Raw genomic sequence first — 21,141 nt, 5'->3', positions numbered from 1 at the left:
CTCAACTACAGGATCAGATTGATGAAAGTCGCCATCCTTTCCGGCTCGGTGTACGGCACGGCTGAAGAAGTCGCGCGCCACGCCGCCGACCTCCTCAACAAGGCCGGCTTTGAGGCCTGGCACAATCCCCGTGCGACCTTGGCGGATGTAATAGCCTTCAGTCCGCAAGCCTTTCTGGCGGTGACCTCCACCACCGGCATGGGCGAATTGCCCGACAACCTGCAACCCCTGTATTCAACCATTCGCGACCAACTGCCCGCCGCTTGGCGCGGCCTGCCCGGCGCAGTGATCGGCCTGGGCGATGCCAGCTACGGCGACACCTTCTGTGGCGGTGGCGAGCAAATGCGCGAGCTGTTCGGCGAGTTGGGTGTGCGTGAAGTGCTGCCGATGCTGCGCCTGGACGCCAGCGAAAGCGTCACCCCGGAAGCCGACGCCGAGCCATGGCTGGCCGAGCTGGTCACTGCACTGCGCGCTTGACCGGAAACTCGCGTAACAACGCCAGCCAGGCCTGGGCGGCTTTCGACAGGTAGGCGCCCTCACGCCAGATAAAGGCAATGTCCCAGCGCAGGTAGTCGGGCGCCTTCAACGTCAGGCGCACCACCCCAGGTCGCACCAGCCCACGGGCGACCACGCTGGGCAGCAGCACCACGCCTTGGCCGGCGGCCACCAAGGCTGCGAGGAAGTCCGCCTGGCCGCTGCGGCCGATTTCCTTCGGGGTAAAACCCAACTGCTGACACGCCTGCATCAGGCGGTCGTTAAGCACAAAGCTGCGCTGGTACATCAGGAACGGCGTGTCCGCCAATTCCTCAAGGCGCACCTGGGCGTTGTCCGCCAGGGGATGGTCAATCGGCAGCAGTGCGTCCAGGGGTTCATCGCAAAAGGCTTGCCAGGCAAACGCCGGGTCATTGGGTTTCAAGCTGCCGCCCACTTCCAGCTCACCGCTCAGGATGGCCTGTTCGATATTGCGGCTGCCACCCTCCAGCAACTGGATGATGACGTTCGGGTAGCGCCGGCGGTACTCGGCAAACAACCCGGCGAACAGCGTGTCACCCGCCAGCAGCGGCAGGCCCAGGCGCAACTCGCCGCGGGTGAGCTGCTGCATATCGTCCAGCTCGCTCAGCAGTTCGGCTTGCAGGCGCAACATGGCTTCGGCGCGTTGCAGTACGACCTGGCCGGCGGCGGTCAGGCGGGTCTGCGAGCCGATGCGGTCGAGCAGCGGCGTGCCCAGGCTTTGCTCCAATTGCGCGACTTGCTTGCTGACGGCGGACTGGCTGATATGCAGGGTTTTCCCTGCCTGGGTAAAGCCCCCTCGGTGGATCACTTCGACAAAGCTGCGCAGCTGTTTGAATTCCATCGGCCTGATTCCAGTTTGGAATGGTTGGCAGTCTAACAATTCGCTGTGGGGATGGAAGGCCGCGCTCTAAAATGGGGGCCTGCGAGGACCCAAAGCCCATGAAACGTTTTTCCTTCAAACACCTTGGCCGTTTGCTGACTGAATTGGTTGTGCTGCTCGCGATTTATCTGCTGGGCACCCAGTTGGCGACCTGGCTGGCCTGGCCCATTCCCGGTGGCGTGGTGGGCTTGGGCCTGTTGCTGGCAACGTTCGCCAGCGGCCTGGTCAAGCCGGCGGCACTGCAATTGGGCGCCGGGGTGTTGATGGCCGAGATGCTGCTGTTCTTCATCCCGGCCCTGATGAGCCTGCTCGATTACGGCGGCCTGCTGCGCAACGATGGCTGGCGCATCCTGTTGGTGATCGGCTTGAGCACGCTGGCGGTGATGCTGGTCACGGCATTTACGGTGGAAGCCGTGTGCCGCTGGAGGTTGCGCCATGAAGCTTGAACTGATGCCGGTGTTCTGGCTCGCCTTGACCCTGGGCGCCTACGTATTCAGCCGCTGGCTCTACCGGCGTACCGGGCGCTACCTGCTGTCGCCGCTGATCCTGGTGCCGGCACTGTTGTTGGCGGTGGCCGTGCCGATGCACACCGCCTATGCCGAATACGCCACCGACACCCACTGGCTGATGCTGGTGCTGGGCCCGGTGACCGTGGCGTTTGCCGTGCCGATCTGGCAGCAGCGCCGCTTGCTGGCGCGGCACTGGCCGGCGTTGCTGCTGGGTATGGTGGCGGGCAGTGTGGCGTCGATCGCGACTTCGTTCGGCCTGGCGAAGGCACTGGCGCTGGACGGTGCGGTGACGCTGTCGCTGGTGCCGCGCTCGATCACCACACCGTTCGCCATGCCGGTGTCTTCCGACCTGGGCGGCGTGCCGGAGCTGACGGCGGTGTTCGTGATGTTCACCGGTGTGTTCGGCGCCATGCTCGGTGGTGTATTGCTCAAATGGCTGCCGCTGCGGACACCCCTGGCACGTGGCGCGTTGTTTGGCGTGGGCGCCCACGGTGCAGGTGTCAGCCGCGCCCATGAAGTGGGCGGCGAAGAGGGCTCGGTCGCCGGCCTGGTGATGGTGTTGACGGGGTTGCTCAACCTGTTTGCCGTGCCTTTTCTGGCGGCACTTCTCTGACGCGCTTTAAACAAACCTCAACTATTCTCTGAACTGACCCGCTCGGTCATCAAGCTGGCTGCCAAGGCAACTCCGGCGGCCATGAGGTCTGACTAGACTGGCCCATCACACAAAAAAACAACAATAAGACAGTGCGCCAAGGAGGTCATCGCCGTGAGCCTAGCCCCCGTTCTATCGCCGCAGAATGTCAAAGACCAGGTCAGCGCTGCCGAATGGCAGACCCGCGTCGACCTGGCGGCCTGCTATCGCCTGGTGGCGCTGCATGGCTGGGATGACCTGATCTTCACCCATATCTCGGCCAAGGTGCCGGGCACCGATGATTTCCTGATCAACCCGTATGGGCTGATGTTCCACGAGATCACCGCGTCCAGCCTGGTCAAGGTCGATCAGGCCGGCAACAAACTGATGGACAGCCCCTACGAAATCAATCCGGCGGGCTACACCATTCACAGTGCCATCCATGAAGTTCGCCATGATGTGACGTGCGTGCTGCACACCCACACGGCCGCGGGGGTGGCCGTCGCTGCGCAGAAGCAGGGCGTGTTGCCCATCAGCCAGCAATCGCTATTCGTGCTGTCGAGCCTGGCCTATCACGCCTACGAAGGCGTGGCCTTGAACCACGAAGAAAAAGCCCGCTTGCAGGCCGACCTCGGGGATAGCAATTTCCTGATGCTGCACAACCATGGCCTGCTGACCTGCGGCAGTACCATTGCCGACACCTTTCTGATGATGTTCACCTTCCAGCGCGCCTGCGATATTCAGGTGCTGGCGCAGAGCGGCGGCGCCGAATTGATCGCCATCGGGCCGCAGATTCTTGCCGGTGCCAAGGCGATGGTGGCGGCTGTCACAAAGAGCGCCCAAGGCATGGGCGGCGCGCTGGCCTGGCCGGCCTTGCTGCGCAAATTGGACCTGCAAGACCCGGGGTATAACCGCTGATGCCACTCGCCGAAATCCCGCTCAGAGTCTGGCGCAAGCGTGGCCAGGATTTCGTCTTTCGCGGCCGTACCCTTCGCTATTGGGTGGCCGGGCAGGGCGAACCGCTGCTGCTGATCCATGGCTTCCCCACGGCCAGCTGGGACTGGCATTACCTGTGGCAGCCCCTGGCCCAGCGGCACTTGGTGATCGCCTGCGACATGCTCGGCTTCGGTGACTCGGCCAAGCCGCTGGACCACTATTACTGCCTGCTGGAACAGGCGGACTTGCAACAGGCCCTGCTCGAACACTTGCGAGTGGAACAGCCGGTGCATGTGTTGGCCCACGACTACGGTGATAGCGTCGCCCAGGAACTCCTGGCCCGGCACTACGAAGGCCGGTTTGAGATGGCCAGCTGTGTGTTCCTCAATGGCGGGTTGTTCCCCGAAACCCATCGCCTGGCGCTGGTGCAAAAACTCTTGCTCAGCCCCCTGGGCTGGATGATCGGCCGCGCCTTCGGGCGCAATGCCCTGGCGGACAACTTCAGCCAGATATTCGGCCCCGACACCCGCCCCAGTGAAAGTGCCCTGGATGATTTCTGGAGCCTGATCAACGTCAACGACGGCACGCGCATCCTGCACAAACTGATCGCCTACGTCCCCCAGCGCCGTCGCCTGCGTGATCGCTGGGTCGCCGCCATGCAGCGCGGCGAAGTGCCGTTGCGGGTGATCGACGGCGAAGTGGACCCGATCTCCGGCGCGCATATGGTCGAGCGTTACCAGCAACTGGTGCCCGACGCCGACACGGTGTTGCTGGCCAATATCGGCCACTACCCGCAGATCGAGGCGCCGGTGCAGGTGCTCAGGCACTACCAGGCCTTTCGTGATCGGCTCCGGCAGCCGGCCTCGCAAGTGGCCTATTCCTGATCCCGAATCCTTTTCTGTAGGAGCGAGCTTGCTCGCGAAAATCGTCAACGATAACGTGGGAATCCTGACACCACGCGGCGCTCTGGGATTTTTCGCGAGCAAGCTCGCTCCTACTGAGAGACGAGTCATCATCCCCCAGCCTTATCGAGCACCATTCAGCCTCCGCCGTATTTATTGTGACCGCAGGCGCGTTGCCGGACACTCGAACCATTCCCATTGTCGCCAGCGGAGTTCGGTATGAGTGAGTCAGTGCAGTTCCAGGATAAGGTCGTGATCGTCACCGGTGCCGGCGGCGGATTGGGCCGGGCCCATGCGCTGCTGTTCGCCAGGCACGGGGCCAAGGTCCTGGTCAACGACCTCGGCGGCTCTACCCAGGGCGAGGGCGCCAATGCGTCCGCCGCCGACCGAGTGGTGGCCGAGATTCGTGCTGCGGGCGGTGTCGCCGAGGCCAACCATGACTCTGTCACCGACGGTGACAAGATCGTCCAGAACGCCCTCGACGTCTTCGGCCGCATCGACGTGGTGGTCAACAACGCCGGCATCCTACGCGACAAAACCTTCCACAAAATGGACGACGCCGACTGGGACCTGGTTTACCGGGTGCATGTCGAAGGTGCCTACAAAGTCACCCGCGCCGCCTGGCCCCACCTGCGTGAGCAAGGCTACGGCCGGGTGATCTTCACCGCGTCCACCTCGGGCATCTACGGCAACTTCGGCCAGTCCAACTACGGCATGGCCAAGCTCGGACTGTACGGCCTGACCCGCACCCTGGCCCTGGAAGGGCGCAAGAACAACATCCTGGTCAATGCGATTGCCCCTACCGGCGGTACGCGCATGACCGAAGGCCTGATCCCGCCGCAAGTGTTCGAGCGCCTCAAGCCGGAACTGGTCAGCCCGCTGGTGGTGTACCTGGGCAGCGAAGCGTGCCAGGAAACGTCCGGGCTGTTCGAGGTCGGTGGCGGCTGGATCGGCAAGACCCGCTGGGAGCGCAGCCTGGGCGTGGGCTTCGACCCTGAAGCCGGGTTCTCCCCCGATGATGTGGCGGCGCATTGGGCGCAGATCTGCGACTTTGAAGGCGCAGCCCACCCCAACGACAACATCGAAGCGTTGAAGGAGATGATGGCGAACTTGCAGAAGTACAGCCTGTGATCGTTGCTTGAAAAAGCTTGAATCCCACGGGGCGCTGATGGCGCCCCGTTTTATTTCAGGCAAAAAAAAGCCGCTGCAAACGCAGCGGCTGAAGTCAGACGTTGGATCAAGGAGCGACAAATCAACGTCAGTGAACACGGGTAACAGATTGAAAACAGGCATCAATCCATTCGAGTCTGCTGTTCTTCCCGATGGGGAAACGGGCTGTTTGCCCTGAAAGCGAGGCAAGAATAGTCGGTTGTTACAAAATGAGTAATCCCGATTCATGACAAGGACTGTTACTGAAAGCGCAACAGTTTGAGGGCGAGCCATCCATTCCCCTGATAACCCGCCATCCACCCAATCCATGGGCCCGCCCACACCCCGGCCAGAGCGGCTTGTCATCCTTTCGAGCGATAGAGCGAATCCCTCCTTGGTGCGCTTATCGCTCCTGATGCGCGGCAGTAGGGTGAGGCCTTCTGTCACTCACCGGGGAAGACGCATGACAAAAACAACAATGCGCGCCATCTTCACGCCACAGGCGCTGGCCGCTGCGGTTGCGTTGGGTTGCTGTGCCCAGGCACAGGCTGTTTCCTTCAACATTGGCGAGATCGAAGGGCAATTCGACTCCTCGCTGTCGGTCGGCTCGAGCTGGGGCATGCGCGATGCCGATAAAAAGCTCGTGGGCACCGTCAATGGCGGCACGGGCCAGGCTTCCACGGGGGATGACGGGCGTCTCAACTTCAAGAAGGGCGAGACCTTCTCCAAGATCTTCAAAGGCCTGCATGACCTGGAGCTGAAATACGGCGATACCGGTGTGTTCGTGCGCGGCAAATACTGGTACGACTTCGAACTCAAGGACGAAGACCGCGAGTTCAAGCAGATCAGCGACCACAACCGCAAGGAAGGCGCCAAGTCCAGCGGCGCGCAGATCCTCGATGCGTTCGTCTACCACAACTACTCCCTGGGCGACCTGCCGGGCACCGTGCGTGCCGGCAAGCAGGTGGTCAGTTGGGGCGAAAGTACCTTCATCGGCAACTCCATCAACAGCATCAACCCGATTGACGTGTCGGCGTTCCGTCGGCCCGGTGCCGAGATCAAGGAAGGGCTGATCCCGGTCAACATGCTGTTCGCGTCCCAGAGCCTGACCAACCAACTGACCGTGGAAGGCTTCTACCAGCTGGAGTGGGACCAGACGGTGCTGGATAACTGCGGCACCTTCTTTGGCAATGACGTGGCGGCGGATGGCTGCACCGGCAACTACACGGTGGGTAGTCCGGCGATTGCTCCGCTCCAACCGATCGCAGCGGCTCGCGGCCAAGGCTTTGTGGTGACCCGCGAAGGTGTGGTGGTGCAGCGTGCCGGTGATCGCGATGCACGGGACTCCGGCCAATTCGGTGCAGCCTTGCGCTGGCTGGGCGATGACACGGAGTACGGCCTGTATTTCATGAACTACCACAGCCGTACGCCGACTGTGGGCACGATTACCGCCAACACCAATCTGGCGACCATCGGTGGTATCGCGGCGGCTGCTCCGGCGGGCTTCGGTTCGGCCCTGGCCCAGAGCACCATGCTCGGCCGCGGCCAGTACTATCTCGACTACCCGGAAGACATCCGCCTGTTCGGCGCGAGCTTCTCCACCACCTTGCCCACCGGCACCGCGTGGACCGGGGAAATCAGCTACCGGCCCAATGCCCCGGTGCAGTTGAACACCACCGACTTGACATTGGCTTTGATCAATCCGATCGCCGGCCAACTCGCTTCACCCATCCGCAGCAACTTCGGTGACGACAACAAGGGCTACCGCCGCAAGGAAATCACTCAGATCCAAAGCACCATGACCCAGTTCTTCGACCAGGTCCTCGGCGCCGAACGCCTGACCCTGGTAGGCGAGGCGGCCGTCGTGCACGTGGCGGGCCTGGAGGACAAATCCAAACTGCGTTACGGCCGTGATTCGGTCTATGGCGCCTACGGTTTCCAGGGTGACACCGACGGTTTTGTCACCTCCACCTCCTGGGGCTACCGCGCGCGGGCGATCCTCGACTACAACAACGCGCTCTTCGGGGTGAACCTCAAGCCCAACCTGTCCTGGTCCCATGACGTGGCCGGCTACGGGCCCAACGGGATCTTCAATAAAGGCGCCAAGGCCCTCAGCGTCGGCGTGGATGCGGACTATCGCAGCACCTACACCGCCAGCCTCAGCTACACCGACTTCTTTGGCGGCGACTACAACACCCTGACCGACCGCGACTTCCTCGCCCTCAGCTTCGGCGTGAACTTCTGATTTGGCTTAAAGAAGGACAAGAATCCATGCGTAAGACAATTGCAGTATTGGCCCTCAGCCTGTTGGCTTCCCACGTGATGGCGGCGGTGTCGCCGGAAGAGGCGGCCAAGCTGGGCACCACCCTGACACCGGTCGGCGCCGAAAAAGCCGGCAACGCCGATGGCTCGATCCCGGCGTGGACCGGCGGTATCCCGAAAAACGCCGGCGCGGTGGACAGCAAGGGCTTCCTCGCCGATCCGTTCGCCAATGAAAAACCGCTGTTCGTGATCACCGCCGCCACGGTGGACAAGTACAAGGACAAACTCTCCGACGGCCAGGTGGCGATGTTCAAGCGCTACCCCGAGACCTACAAGATCCCGGTGTACCCGAGCCACCGTACGGTCAACCTGCCACCGGACATCTACGAGTCGATCAAGCGCAGCGCGCTGAACGTCAAGACGATCAACGACGGCAACGGCCTGGAAAACTTCACCGGTAACCGTTACTACGCGTTCCCGATTCCCAAGAATGGCGTGGAAGTGCTGTGGAACCACATCACCCGCTACCACGGTGGCAACCTGCGCCGCATCATCACCCAGGCTACCCCGCAGACCAATGGCAGCTACACGCCGATCCGCTTCGAGGAGGAAGTGGCGGTGCCCCAGGCGATTCCCGATATCGACCAGGCCAAGGCGGCCAACGTGCTGAGCTATTTCAAGCAATCGGTGACCGCCCCGGCACGCCTGGCGGGTAACGTGCTGCTGGTGCACGAGACCCTCGACCAGGTGAAGGAGCCGCGCCTGGCCTGGATCTACAACGCCGGCCAGCGCCGCGTGCGCCGCGCGCCGCAAGTGTCCTATGACGGCCCGGGCACCGCGTCCGACGGCCTGCGCACCACCGACAATTTCGACATGTTCTCCGGCGCCCCTGACCGCTATGACTGGAAGCTGGTGGGCAAGAAAGAGATGTACATCCCCTACAACAGCTACAAGCTCGATTCGCCGTCGCTCAAATACGACGACATCATCAAGGCCGGTCACATCAACCAGGACCTGACCCGTTACGAACTGCACCGCGTGTGGGAAGTGGTCGGCACGGTCAAGCCGAGCGAGCGGCACATCTACGCCAAGCGCCACATGTACATCGACGAAGACAGCTGGCAAGTCGCGCTGGTGGATCACTACGACGGTCGTGGCCAACTGTGGCGCGTCGCCGAAGGCCATGCGCAGTTCTACTACGACCACCAGGTGCCGGCCTACACCGTCGAGACCCTGTACGACATCATTGCCGGGCGCTACATCGCACTGGGCATGAAGAACGAGGAGAAGAGCAGCTTCGTGTTCGGCTTTGCGGCCAAGGCAGCGGACTACACCCCGGCGGCGTTGAGGGCTGAAGGCGTACGCTGATCCCGGATCGAAGCGGAGTCAAAATGTGGGAGGAGGCTTGCCCTTTCCCACATTGGGTTTTGTGCATGGCCTTCAATCATTGTGCTGAATACTTCTTCAACAACCACCCGCCACAGGACTAGGGTAAGCACCAGGTTGCATAACAATAAAAAAGCAGGATGCAGCAATGACTGCCATGACACGCTGCCTGGACCGTCCTGGATTCATGCCCCGGCTGTCCGCTCACCATCTGCTGCGCCCACGCCTGGCCGAGCCGTTGCTGACGGACCAGGCCAGGGTCAAATTACTCTGCGCCCCCGGCGGCAGTGGCAAGAGCGCGCTGCTCGCCGAATGTGCGTTGCAGGCGCCTGCGGGTTGCCAGGTGTACTGGTTGCCGCTCAATGGCGCGGTGCTCAGCCCCCTCGACCTGTGCCTGCGGCTGGCGCAAAACCTGGGCCTGACGTTTACCGATGAAATCACCTTGCTGCTCGACCTCAGCCGCTGGCAGGCCTCGGCGTGGCTGTTCCTCGATGATTTTTGCCGCTTGCCCACGCCCGACACCGACGCCTTGCTCGACCGCCTGCTCACCGCCAGCAGCCCGGCCCTGACCTGGTGGCTGGGCGCGCGGCGGCGACCGACGTGCAACTGGCCGCGCCTGCTGCTCGACGATGAGTTGCTCGAATGTGGCGCCGAACTGGCCTTCAGCCCTGGGGAAATCCAGCAACTGCTCAGCCATGCACCCGGGCATTCGGTCGACAGCGTGCAGCAGTTCAGCGCCGGTTGGTGTGCGGGCGTGCGCATCGCCCTGCTGGGGGATGGGCACCCCGACAAGACCTTGCTCGACTACCTGCGACACGAACTGTTCAGCACACTGCCGCCGGAGCTGGCGGAGGCCTGGCGCGTACTGGCTCATCTGCCGCGCTTCAACGCCGGCTTGTGCGAGCACTTGTTCGGCGCGGGGGACGGTGACCAGTACCTGAGGGATCTGCAGGTGCTCGGCGCCTTTATCCAGCCGTGGGAAGACACCGACTGGCTGCAGGTTTTTCCGCCCCTGGCGCAGCTGATGCAAAACGAGCCCTGGCCGGCCAAACGCTCCTGGCATCGCCGCGCCTGCCAATGGTTCTGCGCCGAACAGGACTGGCAGGCCGCCTTCGAACAGGCGCTGCTGGCCGAAGAATATGAAATGGCGGTGAGCCTGTTGCAGCATTTCAGTTTCGAGGACCTGTTCCGCCAGCAGAACGCCGTCTTGCTGTTGCACCTGCATGAGCAACATGGCGATGAGTTGATGCTCGGCTCGGCACAACTGGTGGGGCTGGTGACGGCGGCGTTGCTGTTTGCCGGGCGTTTCGAGCAGGCAGCGGTGTGCATCGATCAACTGGCCCGGTTTGCCCCGCAACCGACGGCGGCGCAACAGCGGTATTTGTTGGCGCGCTGGCAGGCGCAATGGGGCTGGCTGCTGCACCTGGGCGGCGATGCCGAGGGCTCGCGCCTGCATTTTCTGGAGGCGCTGCAAGCCTTGCCCGACAGCGCGTGGACCTCGCGGCTGATGTGCCTGTCTGGCCTGACCCAGCAAGCCTTGTTGCGCGGCGAATTGGACGTGGCCCAAAGCCTGAACCGCGAAGCGCTGTGCCTGGCGCGCGCCCATGGTTCGTTGCTGCTGGAGGCGCTGCTAGAGCTGGATCACGCTCAACTGCTGGAACAGCGCGGGGCACCGTACCGGGCCCAGAGCCTGCTGGAAAATGTACAGGCCATGTTACTTGAACAGCGGCTCAAGGCCGGCCCCTTGGTGGGGCGTATCGCCTTGCGACGCGGGCACCTGGCCTTGCGCCAGGGCCAGGACAGCCTGGCCGCCGAGTGTTTCGACACGGGCTTGAAGATGTGCCTGCACAGCCAGGACAAGCGCGTGCTCTACGGCTTTCTCGGCCTGGCGCTGTTGGCTGCCAACCGTGGCGATTACGCCCAGGCCTTTGTCCAGTTGCGTGAGGCCGAGCGGCTGATGCAGCAACGCCAGGTGCCGGACACGGTGTACCGCGCGGTGCTGCTGTTGGTCAGCGGGCACTTCTGGTTGCAGCAGGGGCGCGCCGAATTGACCGTGGAAGCGGTGCGTCGCGTGCTGCGTCACTTCCGTGGGCCCCAGGGCAAGCAGGCGCCGCCGGCCACCCTGGAACTGATCCCGCGTCTTGAATACCTGTTGGTGCTGGCGGAGGTGAAGCTGGGCTGCGCCGAGCAACCGCTGGAACGGCTCAACGCCTTGCTGCAAGCCATCCATCAGCGCGGCATGCTGTGCCTGGAAATCGAACTGCACCTGGTGCTGGGCGAAGTCGCCTGGCAGCTGGGTGATCAGGCCTTGGCGCGCCGCTCGCTGCAAGCCGGCCTGGAGTTGGCCGGGCGTTGCCAGGTGCAGCAAGCGATTCGCGAACTGCGTCTGCGCGCGCCGGGACTGCTGAGTGAGCTGGGCCTGGAACCTCAGGCATCAACCCCCGGCACGGTGGAAAACCCCTTGAGCCAGCGCGAACTGGAAGTGCTGCAACTGATCGCCCTCGGCAGTTCCAACCTGGAGATCGCCGACCGGCTGTTTATCTCCCTGCACACCGTCAAGACCCACGCGCGGCGCATTCACAGCAAGCTCGGCGTAGAGCGGCGTACCCAGGCGGTGGCCAAGGCCAAGACCTTGGGCCTGATGGTTTAGATGAACGCCTGACGGTATTCGCCGGGCGTGGCGCCCATGGCCTGGCGGAAGCGATGGGTAAAGTGGCTGGCGCTGGAAAAACCGCACAGCAGGGCAATCTCGCCCAACGGCAGGGCGCCGCCACGCAGCAGGTTTTGCGCGCGTGTCAGCCGGCGCGCCAGCAGGTACTGATGGGGCGGCAGTCCGAAGCTTTGGCGAAACATCCGTGCGAAATGGTACTCCGACAACGCACACAACCCAGCCAGTTGCCCAAGGCTGATGGGCTCCTCCAAGTGCTGGTCGATGTAGTCCACCAGCAACCGTCGTTGGTAGGCGGCCAGCCCGCCTTTCAACCGCAGGCCTTCGCGGGCGCCCACCTGGCTGAGCAGGGTGTGGCTGAGCATTTCATGGGCGAGGCTGCTGGTAAGCAGGCGTTCGGCGGGCTCGTGCCAGTTGAGGGCGATCAGTTGGTGGAAGCGTTGGGCCAGGCGCTGGTCTTCCAGAAAGGTACTTTCCCGCAGCTCCAGCGTGCGCGGTTCGCGGTCAAGCAGGGTGACGCAGCCCAGGGCAAATTGCTCCGGGCTGAAATACACGTGGGCCAGGCGGATCTCACCGTTGATCACCCAGGCCGATTGGTGCTCGGCAGGCAGGATGCACAGCTTGTCGGGGCCGCCCTTGGTGCCCGGCCGGTCACGCCGAAACGTGCCGGTGCCGCCACCGACATAGCAGGACAAGGTGTGATGGCTGGGCGCCTGGTAGTCCTGGGAATCATGATGGTTGCTCCACAAGGCCGCGGACAAGCCGTCACCGAGCTCGGCGCAGGCTTCCAGGCGTGCGTTGGGCGAGCGGTTAAGGGCTTGGAAGACTTGCAGGGATTCCAGGTCTGGCATGGTGTGTGTTCTCCGACGCCTTGCATCCTACTCCGCGAGGCTGGCGCTGTGATCCCATCGCCCGACAAAAGCGCAAGATTGTGCAAGAGCCTTGCCCGGGTTGAAGGCGACACTGTGGCTCAATCGATGGAGCCCGCTATGAACCTTTCCCTGTATCTACTCACCGTGCTGATCTGGGGCACCACCTGGATCGCCCTCAAATGGCAATTGGGCGTGGTGGCGATTCCCGTGTCCATCGTCTACCGCTTCGGCCTGGCGGCCCTGGTGTTGTTTGCGTTGCTGCTGGTCAGTCGCAAGTTGCAGGTGATGAATCGGCGTGGGCACCTTATCTGCCTGGCCCAGGGGTTGTGCCTGTTCTGTGTCAACTTCATGTGCTTTCTCACCGCCAGCCAATGGATCCCCAGCGGCCTGGTGGCGGTGGTGTTTTCCACGGCCACGCTGTGGAATGCGCTGAACGCCCGGGTGTTTTTCGGCCAGCGGGTGGCACGCACTGTGTTGATGGGAGGCGGCCTCGGGCTGGCGGGCTTGGGCCTGCTGTTCTGGCCGGAACTGGTGGGGCATACCGCCAGCCCGCAGACCTTGCTGGGGTTGGGGTTGGCGTTGCTGGGGACGATGTGTTTCTCGGCGGGCAATATGCTCTCGAGCCTGCAGCAGAAGGCCGGTCTGAGGCCGCTGACCACGAATGCCTGGGGCATGTTGTATGGTTCGTTGATGCTGGCGACCTACTGCGTGGTGCGCGGTATTCCGTTTGAGATGGACTGGAGCGCACGGTACATCGGTGCGTTGTGGTACCTGGTGATTCCGGGTTCGGTGATCGGGTTTACTGCGTACCTGACCTTGGTCGGGCGCATGGGGCCGGAGCGTGCGGCGTATTGCACGGTGCTGTTCCCGGTGGTGGCGCTGAATGTGTCGGCGTTTGCCGAAGGCTACCAGTGGACCGCGCCGGCGTTGGCGGGGTTGGTACTGGTGATGCTGGGGAATGTGTTGGTGTTTCGTAAGCCCAAGGTGGCTCAGCCGGTGAATCCGATCCTCCAGGCAAAGCAGGTCTAGTGTGGGAGGAGGCAAGCCCCCCTCCCACATTTCCTGCATTTCTCACATTTGACCGAGTTGTCTGGTTTATTTGAGCCCTAAACGCTTGGCCATCCGGCCGAGGTTGGCGCGGTCCAGGCCCAGTTCGCGGGCGGCGCTGGCCCAGTTGTGCTGGTGGCGTTCCAGGCAGGCGTTGATGACTTGGCGCTGGTAGTGCTCGGTGGCCTGGCGCAGGTCACCGGTGACGGCCAGGGCGGTTTCTGCCGGTGCTTCGATCACCGGCGTGCTGACGTCGGGCAAATCCAGGTCCTGGGCACTCAGGCTCAGAATCTTCGGGCGTTCGCGACAGTTACCCAGTGCCTTCAACGCACTGCGCCCGATCAAATGTTCCAGCTCCCGCACATTGCCCGGCCAGTTATAGGCCAGCAGCGCCGCCTGGGCATCGCTGGTCAGGCGCAGGCTGCCCAGGCCCATGCGTGAGCGGTTCTGCTCGAGGAAGAAGCCGGCCAGCAGCAACACATCACGCCCGCGCTCGCGCAGGGCCGGCACTTGCAGCGGGTACACGCTCAGGCGATGGTAGAAGTCGGCGCGGTAGCGGCCGTTGCGCACTTCATCGGCGAGGTCGCGGTTGGTGGCGGCGATCAAGCGCACATCCACCTGGTGTTCCTTGTCCGAGCCCAGGCGCTGCAACTGGCCGCTTTGCAGCACCCGCAGCAGCTTGGCCTGCACGCTCAGGGACAACTCGCCCACTTCGTCCAGAAACAGCGTGCCGCCATTGGCCAGCTCGAACTTGCCGCGCCGTTCATTCAGCGCGCCGGTGAAGGCGCCACGCACATGGCCGAACAACTCGCTTTCCACCAGGGTTTCCGGCAGGGCCGCGCAGTTGAGGCTGATCAGTGGTTTGTCCGCGCGGGACGACGCCGCGTGAATGGCCTGGGCCACCAGTTCCTTGCCCACCCCGGTTTCGCCGGTGATCAGTACCGTGAGGTCGCTGCCACCCACCAGCTTGATTTCCTCCACCAGGCGCTTGTGGGTTTTACTCTGGCCGATCATTTCCTTGTGCTGCTGGCCGCTGGCCTGGCGGTAGATTTCGGCCCGCTGGTGTTCGTCTTCGGCCCGCAGGGCCAGGCGTTCGATGCGTTCGGCAACATTCACCGTTGCGGCAGCGAGGCTGGCGAAGGCTTGCAGCGCGTCCAGTTCCACGCGTTCGAAGCGTTCGGTGTCCAGCGCGTCCAGGGTCAACAGGCCCCAGGGCAGATCGTCGACAAACAGCGGGCAGCCCATGCAGTCGTGGACTTCCAGGTGGCCGTGCACGCCATCGACCAGGCCGTCGTAGGGATCGGGCAGTTCGCTGTCACTGTCAAAGCGTGTGGGCCCAGGGCTGCTGAGCAGCACGGCGAAGCGCGGATGTTCGCTGACCTTGAAGCGGCGGCCCAGGGTGTCTGCGCTCAAGCCATCCACCGCCAGCGGCACCAGCGATTCGCCGTCCAGGCGCAGCAGGGCGGCCGCATCACACGGCAACAGGGCGCGCATGGCTTGCAGCAGGCGTCGATAGCGTTCGCCTTCGGGCAGTTCCCGCGACAGGTCGGCGACCAGCGGCAGCAGGGTGGTGAGCAGTGAGTGTGCAGTCATAATGACTCCTTGTGGTCCGTATGACTATAAGGTGTAGGAGGTCATACTGACTACATATCGCTCAAGCTATTGAAATTAAATGATTTATTAGTTGGCATGAATACTGAGTAGCTAAGGGCAATCAGTAAAGAAGCCCAGGAGGCTCCCATGCTTAGTGCCCAAGACCGTGCCATCGTCAAATCCACCGTGCCCCTGCTGGAAAGCGGCGGCGAAGCGCTGATCACCCATTTCTACCGCATGATGCTCTCCGAGTACCCTGAGGTTCGCCCGCTGTTCAACCAGGCCCACCAGGCCAGCGGTGACCAGCCCCGGGCCCTGGCCAATGGCGTATTGATGTACGCGCGGCATATCGACCAGCTCGACCAACTGGGCGACCTCGTGGCGAAGATCATCAACAAGCACGTCGCCTTGCAGATCCTGCCGGAGCATTACCCGATCGTGGGCGCTTGCCTGCTGCGGGCGATTTCCGAGGTGCTGGGCAGTGAGATCGCCACCCCTGAGGTGATGAATGCCTGGGGCGCCGCGTACGGCCAACTGGCGGATATCCTGATCGGTGCCGAGGCCGCTATCTATACAGAGAAAGCCCAGGCCCCCGGCGGCTGGCGCGGTGCGCGGGCGTTTACCCTGGTCAAGCGTGTGGAGGAGAGCGCCGAGATCACTTCCTTCTATTTCGCGCCGGCGGACAACGGGGCGATCCTCGCTGCCGCGCCGGGCCAATACATCGGCATGAAGCTGGTGCTCGACGGTGAGGAAGTGCGCCGCAATTATTCACTGTCGGCGCTGAGTGATGCAGGTCAGTACCGCATCAGCGTCAAGCGCGAGGCCGGTGGGCGGGTTTCCAACTACCTGCATGACCAGTTGCAGGTCGGTGCGACGATTGACCTGTTTCCACCATCGGGCGAGTTCACCCTGGCGGCCAGCGATAAGCCGTTGGTGCTGATCAGCGGCGGGGTAGGGATCACCCCGACCTTGCCGATGCTGGAGGCTGCGCTGGCCACTGAGCGTCCGGTGCACTTTATCCACTGCGCGCGTAATGGCGGGGTGCATGCGTTCCGCGATTGGGTGGATGCACTGGCGGCCAAGCACCCGCAGCTCAAGCGCTTTTATTGCTATGCCGAGGACGACGGCGTGAGCCCTGCGGCGGATAAGGTCGGCCTGCTGAGCCAGGAGCAACTGGCCGCATGGTTGCCGAAGCAGCGTGACCTGGACGCGTACTTCCTCGGCCCCAAAGGTTTCATGGCGGCGATCAAGCGCCACCTCAAGGCCCTGGGCGTACCCGAGAAACAAAGCCGCTACGAATTCTTCGGCCCGGCTGCCGCGTTGGAGTAACCGCCGTTGGGGGAGTAGGAAGCTTTAAGCCGCAAGCTTCAAGTAAAGGCCGCATCGAAGCCCGCTTTTTACTTGAGGCTTGCAGCTTGCAGCCTGTCGCTATCCCCCAATTAATCCCCTGTTAACCCCTCTCTGTTTAAACCACTCTCTGTGTGTAAACTTGCGGCCATTGGCACAACCAAACAAAGGGATACGGGGATGAGTGACGAATTGCGTTTAGGCAGGGAGCGGCGCTTTCTGGTGTTGCTGGGCATCATCTGCCTGGCGCTGATCGGTGGGGCGTTGTACATGCAGGTGGTTTTGGGCGAGGCGCCGTGCCCGTTGTGCATCCTGCAACGCTATGCCTTGCTGTTGATTGCGATCTTCGCGTTCATCGGTGCCGCCATGCGCACCAAGGGCGCCCTCACGCTGTTCGAAGGCCTGGTGGTAGTCAGCGCTCTCGGTGGGGTGGCCGCGGCCGGTCACCATGTGTACACCCAGTTCTTCCCGCAGGTGAGCTGCGGCGTCGATGTACTGCAACCTATCGTCGACGACCTGCCCCTGGCCAAGGTCTTCCCACTGGGCTTCCAGGTCGACGGCTTCTGCAGCACCCCTTACCCGCCGGTGCTCGGCCTGTCCCTGGCGCAATGGGCACTGGTGGCGTTCGTGCTGACGGTCATCCTGGTGCCCCTGGGCATCTATCGCAATCGCCGCCACAAAGGCTGAACCCATCAGTGAAACGCCCCGGTCTTTCTTCAAGGAAGGCCGGGGCGTTTTTGCATGTAGGCTTTTGTGAACAGAGCGTGACGCCGGACAATTTTGGGTGCGCGCAATGTGCGACATGTTGTCACACGGAAGCCGCCGCAGGACGTTTCTGACCCGCCAAACCAGCGCTTAAATTTGCAAAAAGCCTCCAGGATGTGCTGTCAGTTCGTGGTTTGGACGCCGCCACGTACCTCACGTCGTACAAGGCTTTGAGTGATGTCCGAATGCCTTGTTTTATGGGGGGTTGCATAGGTTTCGTAGGGCCTTACGGGGTGTAAGGGCTGTGACGGTTTGCCCTATAACACGGCAATTTTTGTGGTTTTTGTTGAGAATCGAACGCGATAAGATCGCGAACCATTGCAATATTGGTGAAGGATTATTGCTGTAATCGATAAAAATTATTTCTTTATAAGACATGGTTTATACATCGCTAGCTAACTACAATCGCCCGCACTGAATGTCCGGTGCTGCTCAATCTTTGAGCACTGGAGCGGTCGAGGGGCAGATGGACGGCTCTGTGCGACCCCAAGGTTCCGGCAGCCTTTCAACTATCCGCACCAAAGGGAATTGGTCTGTAACAAGGCCTTTAACCACGAAATCGAATAAGAACTCACCGCAGGCTCGTGAAGCGTACCTATATGACGTGACGGGCAGGCTCTTATTCAATCGAAGAGAAATGCCAACCCTTGGCAGGGTGAAGTGTTGGCGATCAAAACCCAACTGCATTGCGCAAGCTGCTTTAGAGGTCGTGAGATGAGTAAAAACAGGTACCCCCGATTACTAGGCTTTTTGCCGCTGCTTGGCATGATGTTAATGCTGGGAGGCTGCAAGTGGACCTTGATGGACCCAAAAGGACAGATCGGTCTGGATCAACGAAACCTGATCATCACTGCCACCCTGCTGATGCTGTTGGTCGTGGTGCCTGTGATCATCATGACCTTTGCCTTCGCCTGGAAATACCGCGCGTCGAACACCAGCGCGACCTACGCGCCTAAGTGGTCGCACTCCACCAAGATCGAAATCGCGGTGTGGCTGGTCCCGATCCTCATCATCATCGCCCTGGGTTACATCACCTATAAGTCGACCCACGAGCTGGACCCATACCGTCCGCTGGAGTCCGACGTCAAGCCGATCAACATCGAAGTGGTCGCGCTGGACTGGAAGTGGCTGTTCATCTACCCGGACTTGGGTATCGCCACGGTTAACCAGATTCGCTTCCCTGAGAACACCCCGCTTAACTTCCGGATCACCTCCGACGCCGTGATGAACTCGTTCTTCATCCCTGCCCTGGGCGGTCAGATCTACGCGATGGCAGGCATGCAGACCCGACTGCACCTGATCGCCAACGAAAAAGCTGAAATGGAAGGCATCTCCGCGAACTACAGCGGCGCTGGCTTCACCGGCATGAAATTCAAAGCGATCTCGACGAGCCAGGAAGATTTCAACGCCTGGGTAGCCGAAGTCAAGGCCGCACCTAAACAGCTTGATCAAGCTGAATACGACGCCCTGACCAAACCAAGCCAGAACAACCCTGTCGCCCTGTACTCCGCGTATGAGCCGAACCTGTTTCAGAAAATCGTCGACAAGTACGAAGGTATGAAGCCAGGCAAGCCGGTCAAGCACGAGAAGAAAGAAGTGGCCGCGGTTGAAGGTTCTGACACGGGCTCGCATTCAACTGCTGGGGCAGAGGAGTAAACGATGTTTGGTAAATTAAGTTGGGATGCGGTCCCGTTCCACGAGCCGATTGTGATGATTACCATCGCCATGATCGCGCTGGGTGGTCTGGCACTGTTTGCAGCAATCACTTATTTCAAGAAGTGGACCTACCTGTGGACCGAGTGGCTGACGTCGGTCGACCACAAGAAAATCGGCGTGATGTACATCATCGTTGCCATGGTCATGCTGCTGCGTGGTTTTGCCGACGCCATCATGATGCGTACCCAGTTGGCCATGGCCACCGAAGGTTCGCCTGGCTACCTGCCGCCTGAACACTATGACCAGATCTTCACCGCCCACGGTGTGATCATGATCATCTTCATGGCGATGCCTTTCTTCACCGGCCTGATGAACCTTGCAGTGCCGCTGCAGATCGGTGCGCGTGACGTTGCCTACCCGTTCCTGAACTCCCTGAGCTTCTGGCTGCTGGTTTCCGGCGTGGTGCTGATCAACGTGTCCCTGGGTGTCGGCGAATTCGCCAAGACCGGTTGGGTTGCGTATCCGCCATTGTCGGGCATCCAGTACAGCCCTGGCGTGGGTGTGGACTACTACATCTGGGCGCTACAGTTATCAGGACTCGGGACGACGCTGACGGGGGTCAACTTCCTGGCCACCGTCCTGAAAATGCGCGCCCCTGGCATGAAACTGATGGACATGCCGATCTTCACCTGGACCTGCACCTGGGCCAACGTCCTGATCGTGGCTTCGTTCCCGATCCTGGCCGCTACCATGGCGCTGCTGTCGCTTGACCGTTACCTGGATTTCCACATTTTCACCAATGAACTTGGTGGCAATCCAATGATGTACGTGAACCTGTTCTGGGCATGGGGTCACCCTGAGGTGTACATCCTGATCCTGCCAGCGTTCGGTATCTTCTCCGAAGTGATCTCGACCTTTACCGGCAAGCGCCTGTTCGGTCACCACTCGATGGTCTACGCATCGGGCGCAATCTCCGTGCTGGGCTTCATGGTGTGGCTGCACCACTTCTTCACCATGGGTTCGGGGGCCAGCGTCAACGCCTTCTTCGGCCTGGCGACGATGCTGATTTCCATCCCGACGGGGGTGAAGCTATTCAACTGGCTGTTCACCATCTACCACGGCCGTCTGCGTATCACCAGCCAGGTCCTGTGGACCCTGGGCTTCATGGTGACCTTCGCCATCGGCGGCATGACCGGCGTACTGCTGGCCATCCCGGGTGCTGACTTCGTACTGCACAACAGCCTGTTCGTGATCGCTCACTTCCACAACGTGATCATCGGTGGTGCTGTATTCGGCTACATCGCTGGTTTCAGCTTCTACTTCCCGAAAGCGTTCGGCTTCAAGCTGCACGAAGGTTGGGGCAAGGCTGCATTCTGGTTCTGGATCTCGGGCTTCTTCGTTGCGTTCATGCCGCTCTATGCACTGGGCTTCATGGGCATGACCCGTCGTCTGAACGCCACTACCAACCCTGAGTGGGTGCCGTACCTGTACGTCGCCATGTTCGGTGCAATCATGATCGCTGTGGGTATCGCCTGCCAGTTGATCCAACTGTACGTGAGCATCCGTGACCGTAAGCAGAACGCTTGCGAATCCGGCGACCCATGGAATGGCCACACCCTGGAATGGTCGACCTCGTCGCCACCACCGTTCTACAACTTCGCGGTGATCCCGACTGCGAACACCATCGATGCGTTCACCGAAGCCAAGGAAGACGGTACTGCGTACCAGCAACCTAAGCACTACGAACCGATCCACATGCCAAGCAACACCGCCACTGGCGTGGTGATGGGTGCGCTGTTGACCGTGTTCGGTTTCGCGATGATCTGGCACATCTGGTGGCTGGCAATCGTGAGCCTGGTGGGCACCATCGGCTACTTCATTGTCCACGCAGCACGTGATGATCAAGGCTACATGGTGCCGGTCGAAACGATCGAGCGCATCGAAGCCGAGCAGCACGCTCGCCTGGTCGCCGAGAAGAAAATCCCGGCCAACCGTGTAGAAACCTCGTTGGAACAGGCTTAAACC

Annotated in this window: 17 protein-coding genes; 14 read left to right on the top strand and 3 right to left on the bottom strand. The window is 61.7% G+C overall.

Annotation, left to right across the window (positions count from 1 at the left end; all coding sequences use genetic code 11):
* Positions 1-21: 21 nt before the first annotated feature.
* Positions 22-477, top strand: coding sequence for a flavodoxin (locus BLW22_RS24435; RefSeq protein ID WP_065925982.1), 456 nt, complete (start codon positions 22-24; stop codon positions 475-477).
* Here BLW22_RS24435 and BLW22_RS24430 read toward each other — a convergent pair.
* A complete protein-coding gene (locus BLW22_RS24430) occupies positions 458-1,354 on the bottom strand; it encodes a LysR family transcriptional regulator (RefSeq protein WP_074847602.1) in 897 nt (298 codons plus the stop codon). The two genes, BLW22_RS24435 and BLW22_RS24430, sit on opposite strands and share 20 nt — an antisense overlap.
* Positions 1,355-1,452: 98 nt before the next feature.
* On the opposite strand from BLW22_RS24430, the gene BLW22_RS24425 reads away from it, so the two are divergent.
* From BLW22_RS24425 to BLW22_RS24385, 8 genes are all read left to right on the top strand, one after another.
* Positions 1,453-1,839: a CidA/LrgA family protein gene (locus BLW22_RS24425; RefSeq protein ID WP_065926023.1), complete on the top strand. Its 387-nt coding sequence runs from the start codon at positions 1,453-1,455 to the stop codon at positions 1,837-1,839.
* Positions 1,829-2,515 carry an LrgB family protein gene (locus BLW22_RS24420; RefSeq protein ID WP_065947207.1) on the top strand — a complete coding sequence of 229 codons (687 nt, stop codon included), beginning with the start codon at positions 1,829-1,831 and terminating at the stop codon, positions 2,513-2,515. The genes BLW22_RS24425 and BLW22_RS24420 overlap by 11 nt, the downstream gene beginning before the upstream one ends.
* A gap of 153 nt (positions 2,516-2,668) precedes the next feature.
* Positions 2,669-3,451: a class II aldolase/adducin family protein gene (locus BLW22_RS24415; protein ID WP_074847601.1), complete on the top strand. Its 783-nt coding sequence runs from the start codon at positions 2,669-2,671 to the stop codon at positions 3,449-3,451.
* The gene (locus BLW22_RS24410; RefSeq protein WP_074847600.1) at positions 3,451-4,353 is read left to right on the top strand and encodes an alpha/beta fold hydrolase; all 903 of its coding nucleotides are present in this window, start codon (positions 3,451-3,453) and stop codon (positions 4,351-4,353) included. Before BLW22_RS24415 ends, BLW22_RS24410 begins: the two co-directional genes overlap by 1 nt.
* A gap of 237 nt (positions 4,354-4,590) precedes the next feature.
* A complete protein-coding gene (locus BLW22_RS24400; RefSeq protein ID WP_074847598.1) occupies positions 4,591-5,502 on the top strand; it encodes an SDR family oxidoreductase in 912 nt (303 codons plus the stop codon).
* A gap of 481 nt (positions 5,503-5,983) precedes the next feature.
* A complete protein-coding gene (locus BLW22_RS24395; protein ID WP_074847597.1) occupies positions 5,984-7,765 on the top strand; it encodes a DUF1302 domain-containing protein in 1,782 nt (593 codons plus the stop codon).
* Between the two features lie 26 nt (positions 7,766-7,791).
* Complete coding sequence (locus tag BLW22_RS24390; RefSeq protein ID WP_027607629.1) at positions 7,792-9,150, top strand: DUF1329 domain-containing protein; 1,359 nt, start codon at positions 7,792-7,794, stop codon at positions 9,148-9,150.
* Positions 9,151-9,316: 166 nt separating this feature from the next.
* Positions 9,317-11,818, top strand: coding sequence for a LuxR C-terminal-related transcriptional regulator (locus tag BLW22_RS24385; protein WP_074847596.1), 2,502 nt, complete (start codon positions 9,317-9,319; stop codon positions 11,816-11,818).
* Here the strand turns inward: BLW22_RS24385 and BLW22_RS24380 are convergent.
* On the bottom strand, positions 11,815-12,687 hold the full coding sequence (locus BLW22_RS24380; RefSeq protein WP_065947204.1) for a helix-turn-helix domain-containing protein: 873 nt from the start codon (positions 12,685-12,687) through the stop codon (positions 11,815-11,817). The genes BLW22_RS24385 and BLW22_RS24380 overlap by 4 nt on opposite strands.
* 138 nt (positions 12,688-12,825) lie before the next feature.
* On the opposite strand from BLW22_RS24380, the gene BLW22_RS24375 reads away from it, so the two are divergent.
* Positions 12,826-13,737, top strand: a complete 912-nt coding sequence (locus BLW22_RS24375) for a DMT family transporter (protein ID WP_065925991.1) — start codon at positions 12,826-12,828, stop codon at positions 13,735-13,737.
* Positions 13,738-13,803: 66 nt separating this feature from the next.
* On the opposite strand, the gene norR is transcribed toward BLW22_RS24375, so the two are convergent.
* Positions 13,804-15,348, bottom strand: a complete 1,545-nt coding sequence (gene norR / locus BLW22_RS24370; protein WP_074847595.1) for a nitric oxide reductase transcriptional regulator NorR — start codon at positions 15,346-15,348, stop codon at positions 13,804-13,806.
* 147 nt (positions 15,349-15,495) lie between these two features.
* Here norR and hmpA point away from each other — a divergent pair, with 147 nt between their 5' ends.
* From hmpA to cyoB, 4 genes are all read left to right on the top strand, one after another.
* Positions 15,496-16,677 carry an NO-inducible flavohemoprotein gene (gene hmpA / locus BLW22_RS24365; RefSeq protein ID WP_065925993.1) on the top strand — a complete coding sequence of 394 codons (1,182 nt, stop codon included), beginning with the start codon at positions 15,496-15,498 and terminating at the stop codon, positions 16,675-16,677.
* A 198-nt stretch (positions 16,678-16,875) separates the two neighbouring features.
* Entirely contained in the window at positions 16,876-17,382 is a 507-nt protein-coding gene (locus BLW22_RS24360) for a disulfide bond formation protein B (RefSeq protein WP_074847594.1), read from the top strand.
* A gap of 792 nt (positions 17,383-18,174) precedes the next feature.
* Entirely contained in the window at positions 18,175-19,116 is a 942-nt protein-coding gene (gene cyoA, locus BLW22_RS24350) for a ubiquinol oxidase subunit II (protein ID WP_027607622.1), read from the top strand.
* A gap of 3 nt (positions 19,117-19,119) precedes the next feature.
* The gene (gene cyoB, locus BLW22_RS24345; RefSeq protein ID WP_065925995.1) at positions 19,120-21,138 is read left to right on the top strand and encodes a cytochrome o ubiquinol oxidase subunit I; all 2,019 of its coding nucleotides are present in this window, start codon (positions 19,120-19,122) and stop codon (positions 21,136-21,138) included.
* Positions 21,139-21,141 lie beyond the last annotated feature (3 nt).

Source organism: Pseudomonas marginalis (genome assembly GCF_900105325.1).
In the GTDB taxonomy this organism is placed as follows: domain Bacteria; phylum Pseudomonadota; class Gammaproteobacteria; order Pseudomonadales; family Pseudomonadaceae; genus Aquipseudomonas; species Aquipseudomonas marginalis.
Note: the sequence above shows the minus strand (reverse complement) of the source record. Positions and strands in the feature narration are given on the sequence as shown.